This window comes from Marinimicrobium sp. UBA4209, from assembly GCF_002381585.1.
GTDB classification, from domain to species: domain Bacteria; phylum Pseudomonadota; class Gammaproteobacteria; order Pseudomonadales; family Cellvibrionaceae; genus Marinimicrobium; species Marinimicrobium koreense.
Window position 1 is genome coordinate 2,106 of sequence record NZ_DFTP01000068.1, and the last position, 7,555, is coordinate 9,660.

At 60.6% G+C, this 7,555-nt stretch carries 7 protein-coding genes; all 7 read left to right on the forward strand.

Annotated features, from left to right (window positions below; all coding sequences use genetic code 11):
• The first annotated feature begins 4 nt into the window (after positions 1-4).
• A complete protein-coding gene (locus B3187_RS09750) occupies positions 5-376 on the forward strand; it encodes a DUF423 domain-containing protein (protein ID WP_286806207.1) in 372 nt (123 codons plus the stop codon).
• 43 nt (positions 377-419) lie between these two features.
• Positions 420-1,145 (forward strand): tRNA (guanosine(46)-N7)-methyltransferase TrmB, encoded by a 726-nt coding sequence (gene trmB, locus B3187_RS09755; RefSeq protein ID WP_286806092.1) that lies wholly within the window; start codon positions 420-422, stop codon positions 1,143-1,145.
• A gap of 302 nt (positions 1,146-1,447) precedes the next feature.
• Positions 1,448-2,509, forward strand: a complete 1,062-nt coding sequence (gene gspC / locus B3187_RS09760) for a type II secretion system protein GspC (protein ID WP_286806094.1) — start codon at positions 1,448-1,450, stop codon at positions 2,507-2,509.
• A 27-nt stretch (positions 2,510-2,536) separates the two neighbouring features.
• Positions 2,537-4,525, forward strand: coding sequence for a type II secretion system secretin GspD (gene gspD / locus B3187_RS09765; protein WP_286806096.1), 1,989 nt, complete (start codon positions 2,537-2,539; stop codon positions 4,523-4,525).
• Positions 4,526-4,543: 18 nt separating this feature from the next.
• Complete coding sequence (gene gspE / locus B3187_RS09770) at positions 4,544-6,091, forward strand: type II secretion system ATPase GspE (protein WP_286806208.1); 1,548 nt, start codon at positions 4,544-4,546, stop codon at positions 6,089-6,091.
• A gap of 26 nt (positions 6,092-6,117) precedes the next feature.
• Positions 6,118-7,350: a type II secretion system inner membrane protein GspF gene (gene gspF, locus B3187_RS09775; RefSeq protein WP_024461571.1), complete on the forward strand. Its 1,233-nt coding sequence runs from the start codon at positions 6,118-6,120 to the stop codon at positions 7,348-7,350.
• Between the two features lie 36 nt (positions 7,351-7,386).
• On the forward strand, positions 7,387-7,555 hold a 169-nt coding region (locus B3187_RS09780; protein ID WP_286806209.1), incomplete at its 3' end, for a prepilin-type N-terminal cleavage/methylation domain-containing protein.

A 7,555-nucleotide genomic window follows, 5' to 3' on the forward strand; every position in this document is an offset into this window, starting at 1 on the left:
GGCTGTGTTTTTGGTGTTGGCCGCGTTGTTTGGTCTGCTATCGGTCATGCTCGGCGCCTTCGCCGCCCACGGGCTGAAAGCCCGGCTACCGGCGTCCGCCCTGTCGGCGTTTGAGACCGGGGTTCAGTATCAGATGTACCACGCTCTGGCGCTGCTGGCGGTGGTTGCGCTGCTGCGCTGGTTCGGCCCGACGCTCTCCCTGCTGACCGCCGGTTGGACCTTTGTCCTCGGGGTGTTGCTGTTCTCCGGTAGCCTCTATGGGTTGGCTCTGGGCGGTCCGCGCTGGCTGGGGCCGGTGACACCTCTGGGTGGCCTGTGTTTCATGGTGGGCTGGGTCCTGTTGCTGGCGGTGGGCATTCGGGCCCTGAAAACCTGAGGCGACCTGGGAAGCCTCAACTCATTCGACGATAGTGGAATTCATGACTGAACAAGATGACAGCCGGCTGATGATTCGCCCGGAGTACAAACCCAAGGCCATTCGAAGCTACGTGATTCGGGCCGGGCGGATTACCGAGGGGCAGCGGGCGGCCTTTGACGATTGCTGGCCCCGTTACGGGCTGAGCCTTCACGATGGACGATTGGATCTGGAGGCCACTTTTGGCCGCGTGGCCCCTCGGGTGCTGGAAATCGGTTTTGGGATGGGAGATTCCCTGCTGGCCATGGCACAGCAGGAACCGGACAAAGACTTTATCGGCATCGAGGTGCATCCGCCCGGCGTGGGGCGACTCATCAAAGGCGCCGCCGATGCCGGGCTGGATAACCTCCGGGTGTATATGGCGGACGCCATTGATGTGCTGGATGACTGCATCCCGGAGGGCGGCATCGATCGCTTTCAACTGTATTTCCCCGATCCTTGGCACAAAAAGAAACACCATAAACGGCGTATCGTACAGCCGGCTTTTGTCGAAAAGGTGCGCACCAAGCTCAAGCCCGGCGGTATTTTTCATCTGGCGACGGACTGGCAGAATTACGCCGAGCATATGCAGGCGGTGATGGAGGCGGCTCCGGGGTTCACCAATGCGGTGGCACCGGGGCAATACGCGGAGCGTCCCGACTACCGCCCCATCACCAAATTTGAACAGCGCGGTGCCCGTCTGGGGCACGGTGTGTGGGATTTGTTGTACCGGGCCCCGGCCTCTGAGTAGCGGCCCGGGAATGGCCGGCAGACCCCGCCAAACGTGACCCTGGTCGCGATTCCGGAGGGGTTTCGGTTTCAATTCCGGGGCAGAGACGGTATGCTCGCCGAGCGTTTTTTCCGCGAGCGGAATTTACCTTGGCATAATAGTGTCATAACCATCGGTTACAAGGCCTCTTGCGCTTTGGCGTCTTTTTCCTGGCCTGACTGATCTGGGGTACAATCCGTGGTCGTGGCCGGATAAGAATAAAACCATCGTGGCGCAGGCAGATCGCCAGTGGTAGCGCGTTCGAGCGTGCGTGGAGTAGTCAATTGTCGAACACAGAAAGGAAACACAATCCGTCGGCATCCGCAGGGACCGACTGGCGCAGTGAACGACTGGCCGAGTGGCTGCGTCAGGGTGGCGTATGGCTGGCTCGGGTGCCGTCCGGTGTCTGGCGTTTTGGTGCCAAATTTCTCATTGTCCTGTGGCTCAGCTACACCCTGGCCCAACTGCTGTGGGTACTGATACCGGCGCCGGAGATTCCCAAAGCGCAAGTGGCGCCGAATGCGGTGACCTCCGAGCGCAGTGGCGGCTCGGCCAGAGCCGTGGATATCGCGGCGCTGGCGTCACTCAATATCTTTGGAGAGGCCTCGGCCGACGAGGAGCCCGGTGCGTTGGACGGGGAAGCCGCGGGTCCCGCGAGCGGCCCCAGTATTGAGGATCAGGCGGTAGATACCGACCTTAAGCTGGTACTGCGGGGCGTGATGGGCAGTAATGACGAGACCGCTGCCCGTGCGATCATTGCCGATGGCAAAGACCAGGCGATATATGCGCCCGGTGACGAGTTGCCGGTGCGAGGCAGCGTGACCCTGGAAAAGGTACTGCCCCTGCGGGTCATCCTGAACAACGCCGGGCGCTACGAATCTCTGTGGCTCTATACCGACGACGACTGGAGCAGCAGCCTCGCTGCCAGCCAACCAGTGCCCGATACCCCGGGGCGCAGCTGGGAGGGCGACGAAGAGCCGGTCTACGATACCCCGGCGGAGACGCCCGGTAACACCGGGGAAGCGCCGCAGGAGGAGCTTGAAGACGCCGCCGATGAGGTTGCCGCACGGGTGGGCAGCCAGTCATTGTCCGATGTGGTGTCCATGAGTATTCACCGGGAGAACGGTCAGATCGTCGGGTACAAGATCCGCCCCGGTCGGGATCGGCAACTGTTTGATTCACTTGGCCTGCAGGCCGACGACGTGGTCAAGGCGGTCAATGGGGTTGAACTCACCAGCCCGCAGCGCGTCATGGAAATTTATCGCGAAATGGGTGATGCCCGTTCCGCCAGCCTTCTGATTGACCGGGATGGCCAGGAAGTCTCAATCGACATCGAGCTCGAATAACAGCGAGGAAGACCAGTGAAAGTGTGTGTGCAACGTCTGGCAGGAACTCTAGCAGCGGCTCTGTTCTGCGTCAGCCTCAATGCCTGGGCGCAGCAGACCTGGACGGTGAACTTCAAGGACACCGACATCCAGGAAGTGATCAAGTTCGTTGCGGATGCCACCGGCAAGACCATCCTGGTGGACCCCAAAGTGCGGGGCCAGGTGCGGGTCATGTCCCAGGACGCGGTCAATAAAGAAGAGCTGTACGAGCTGTTCCTGTCCATGATGGATGTGCAGGGGTTCACCGCTGTTGAGAATGGCAATGTGGTGCGTATCGTTCCCAACCGGGACGCCCGGTCGTTGCCGGTCCCCACGGACCTGGGCTCCAACCCGCTCGGGGATGACACCTACGTGACCCAGGTGTTGAAGCTGGAAAATATCAGTGCCTCCAAGGTACTGCCTACCCTTCGTCCGCTGGTTCCCCAACACGGCCACCTGTCCGCCTACGATCCCAGCAATGCCATCATCGTCACCGACACCCGCTCCAATATCCTTCGGTTGAAAGAAATCATTTCCCAGATTGATCAGTCCTCTGTGGTGGAAACCGAGCTGATCGAGCTGGAGTTTGCGCTGGCCGAAGACGTGGCCCGCGCCGTGACCCAGATTGAAAAGCCCGGCGCCGGAGACGGCGGTCAATCCGAACTCACCGTGGTGCCGGACAACCGGATCAACGCGGTGCTGGTGCACGGCGATGATCTCCAGCGCGAACGCATTCGCCAACTGGTTGAGCGTCTGGACCGGCCGCGCACCAAAGACAGTAATGTTCGGGTGGTCTATCTCAAGTACGCGAAAGCGGAAAATGTGGCGCAAGTGCTCAACGGCGTGATGCAGAACATCGCCCGTTCGGAAGAGGGCGGCAACAACAATGCCCGTCGTCAGGAGACCAATGTCCAGGCCGATGAAGACACCAACTCCCTGCTGATCACCGCCAACAGCGATACCATGGAGTCACTGCTGGCGGTGATCGACAGCCTCGATATTCGTCGCGCCCAGGTGCTGGTCGAAGCAATCATCGTGGAAGTGGAAGACACTGATGGTCGGGAGTTGGGCATTCAGTGGATGTACCGCGACGACAAGCGCGGCTTCGGCAGCTCCACCACTGGTAGCGGTCAGCTTGGCGCTATTGGTGTTGGTGCACTGGACAATAATGATGATAACGACAACGGACTGGTCAGTCTGGCGGGGACACTGTCCCAGACTCAGGGACAGATATTCGGCATAGGTCGACTTGGCGAGCGCACCGATTTTCTGGGCATTCTCAATATGCTGCAGGAAAACAGCTCTACCAATATTCTCTCGACGCCCAACCTGCTGACCACCGATAATCACACAGCGTCGATTTCCGTGGGCCAGAACGTGCCCTTCGCCACCGGCTCCTACGCCTCCACCGGCGGTAACAGCAACCCGGGCAACCCCTTCCGGACCATTGAGCGGCGCGACGTGGGTATTCTCTTGGAAGTGACTCCTCATGTGAACGCGGGCGACAGTGTGGTGCTGGATATTTCCCAGGAGGTGTCCAGCCTGTCCAACCTGAACAACTCCGACGGTCCGATCACCAACCAGCGCAAACTGGAAACCCAGGTGTTGGCGGCGAACGGTGAAACCGTGGTTCTCGGTGGTTTGATCGAAGAAGAAATTCAGACCTCGGTGCAGAAAGTGCCGTTCCTGGGCGATGTACCGATCATGGGCCGCCTGTTCCGCAATCAGGTGGACTCCCTGTCGAAAACCAATCTGCTGGTGTTCATTCGCGCTACGGTGATCGAGGATGACCAGCTGCTTAAAGGCGCCACCGCGGAGAAGTACAAGGCGCTGCGGGAACAGCAGGAAAACCGTCGCCGCGCAGGTGGCATGCTGTTCAGCACTGACGACATTCCGATGCTGCCCGAATGGCAAGAAAAGGTCGACGATGCCGAACGCATTCGCATGATGAGCGAGGAGCGCGAGGACGATCAGGCCGACGAGGCGGAAGAGGAGTAACCTGTGGCGGTAGAGTCGATGCTGGACGAGTTTGAAGAGAACAACGCTTCACCGCAGCTGCCGGAGGAAGAGGAGGTTCAGGCCGCCAGCGCCGGTGAGGACGCGGCCCACGCGCGTCTGCCCTTTTCCTTTGCCTCCACTCATGGGGTGATGCTGGACGAGGAAGAAACCGAAGCCACCCTGCTCTATCGTCCCGGGCTCAATCTCAATGTATTGCTCGAACTGCAACGATACCTTGGAACCAAATTTCGCCTGAAAGAAATTCCCACCGAAGATTTTCAGCGGCGCCTGACCCAGGTCTACCAAAGTGGCGATGGCGCCGCGCAACAGGCGGCCGAGGATCTGGGGGCCGAGTACGACCTGTCGTCCATGGCCGAGGACCTGGCCGATCGAACCGACCTGCTGGCGGGCAATGACGATGCCCCGATCATCCGCCTGATCAATGCCATCCTGTCCCAGGCGGTGCGCGAGGGCGCCTCGGATATTCACCTGGAACCGTTTGAAGATCGGGTGTCGGTGCGTTTCCGTATTGATGGGGTACTGAGTGAAATCCTGTCCCCCAAGGCCGAGCTCGCCCCGGTGCTGGTATCGCGCCTGAAGGTTATGGCGCGCCTGGATATCGCCGAGAAGCGCCTGCCCCAGGATGGCCGGATTACCGTGCGCCTGGCGGGCCACGCCGTAGACATCCGGGTGTCCACGATCCCCTCGGCCCACGGTGAACGGATTGTATTGCGCCTGCTCGACCAGGCGGCCGGGCAACTGACCCTGGACCAGCTGGCCATGCCGCCCTTTGTGCGCGACCGGCTGGCCAAAGCCCTGCTCAAGCCCCACGGCATCATTCTGGTGACCGGTCCGACCGGTTCGGGTAAAACCACCACCCTGTACGCGGGCCTGAGCCACATCAATACCCGCAGCCGCAATATCCTGACCATTGAGGACCCGGTGGAATACCTCTTGCCGGGCATCGGCCAGACCCAGGTCAACACCAAGGTCGACATGACCTTCGCCCGCGGGCTGCGCGCGATTCTGCGTCAGGACCCGGACGTGGTCATGGTGGGTGAGATCCGCGACGGTGAGACCGCCGAAATTGCCATTCAGGCCAGTCTGACCGGTCACCTGGTGCTCTCCACCCTGCACACCAACACCGCCATCGGTGCGGTGATGCGCCTGAAAGACATGGGGGTTGAACCCTTCCTGCTGGCCTCCAGTCTCGAAGTGGTCATGGCCCAGCGCCTGGTGCGCAAACTGTGTCAGGCCTGCCGGGAGCCCCATCAGGCCGATCAGGCGGAGCGGGAACTGATGAATCTGCCTGAGGGAGCCACCATCTACAAACCGGTGGGCTGCAAGCAGTGCAACAACATGGGTTATCGGGGTCGTAAAGGGATCTACGAGCTGATTGAAATCAATGAGCGGATGCGTCACCTGATCCACGAACAGGCCGGTGAACACGAACTGATTGCCGAGGCGCGCAAGAACAGTCCGTCCATCAGTGATGATGGTCGCCAGTGCGTGCTCGACGGGGTGACCAGCCTGGAGGAAGTGCTCCGGGTCACCACCGCCAGCTAGCCGACGTAACCGCGAGACGATACGCCATGGGTGCCTACAGTTATCAAGCATTGAATGAGGCCGGTAAAACGGTCAAAGGCATTCTCGAGGGAGACTCCGAGCGCCAGGTGCGCAGTCAGTTGCGCGCCAAGCGACTCAAGCCCCTGGACGTCAGTAGCGTCACCGGTGGGCGCCGGGCCACCAAAGGCGAGCCGGGCCTGGCGGGGCTCCGCCAGCGCTGGCGCAGCAAGATGAACGCCCGGGATCTGAGCCTGATCACCCGGCAACTGGCGTCGCTGGTGAAGTCCGGGCTGCCCCTGGACGAAGCCTTGCAGGCCACCGCCAAGCAACAGCAGAAACCGAATAACAAACAGATCATCCTCCAGGTGCGCACTAAGGTGCTTGAAGGGTTCAGTCTGGCCAAGGCCTTGGCGGAAGTGCCCGGCGCCTTCGATACCATGTACTGCGCTCTGGTCAAAGCCGGGGAGAGCTCCGGTTATCTGGCACCGGTGCTGGAGCGACTGGCGGAATACACCCAGAGCAACCAGCAGATTCAGCAGCGGCTGAAAATGGCCATGATCTATCCGCTGGTGCTGCTGTTTATCAGTATTACGGTCATTGTGGCCCTGATGGCGTTTGTGGTGCCCAAGCTGGTCAGCGTGTTCCAGCAGGGGGAACGGGAACTGCCGGCATTGACCCAGTTTCTGATTGCCAGCAGCGATTTCATCCTCAACTATGGGCACTACACCCTGTTGGCGTTGATCGGACTGGTGGTCGGGTTCCGGCGCCTGCTTCGCAACGAGGCGCGGCTGCGGCGTTGGCATGAAATCAAATTGAAACTGCCGGTCATGGGCAACCTGATCCGGCAGATCAACTCGGCCCGCTTTGCGGCGACCCTGGCCCTGTTATCCTCCAGCGGCGTACCGCTGTTGCAGGCGCTGCGGATTGCCGGGCAGGTGATGACCAACAAGATCATGCAGGAAGCCTGTGAAGCGGTCGCCGAAGATGTTCAGGAAGGGACCAGTCTGCACCGGGCGATGGAAAACGCCGGGTTCTTTCCGCCGCTGCTGGTGCAACTGGTGGCCAGCGGTGAAGCCAACGGCACCCTGCCCGAGCAGCTCGAGAACGCCGCTCAGGATCAGGAGCGCGAGCTGGAGATGATGCTCGGGGTGGCCATGGGGCTGCTCGAGCCGGCGACGGTGGTGTTTATGGGCGGCGCCGTCTGCCTGATCGTGATGGCCATTCTGCAGCCAATTTTTGAAATGAACAGTCTCATCTGATCTGAGACCTTCAATAACACAGTGGGAGTCACACCTATGAACCGGAACCTTAAAGGCCTTGGCCGTCAGAGCGGCTTCAGCCTGATTGAAATCATGGTGGTGGTCATCATCATCGGGCTGCTGGCCAGCATCGTCGCGCCGGCGGTACTGAACCGTGCCGACGAAGCGCGTCTGCAGAAAGTGCAGGCCGATTTCAAGGCGATTC

Bases quoted from the DNA above. Each gene is read 5' to 3' on its own strand.
- gspF (WP_024461571.1), top strand. From the start codon at position 6,118: ATGGGTGCCTACAGTTATCAAGCATTGAATGAGGCCGGTAAAACGGTC.
- trmB (WP_286806092.1), top strand. From the start codon at position 420: ATGACTGAACAAGATGACAGCCGGCTGATGATTCGCCCGGAGTACAAA.
- gspE (WP_286806208.1), top strand. From the start codon at position 4,544: ATGCTGGACGAGTTTGAAGAGAACAACGCTTCACCGCAGCTGCCGGAG.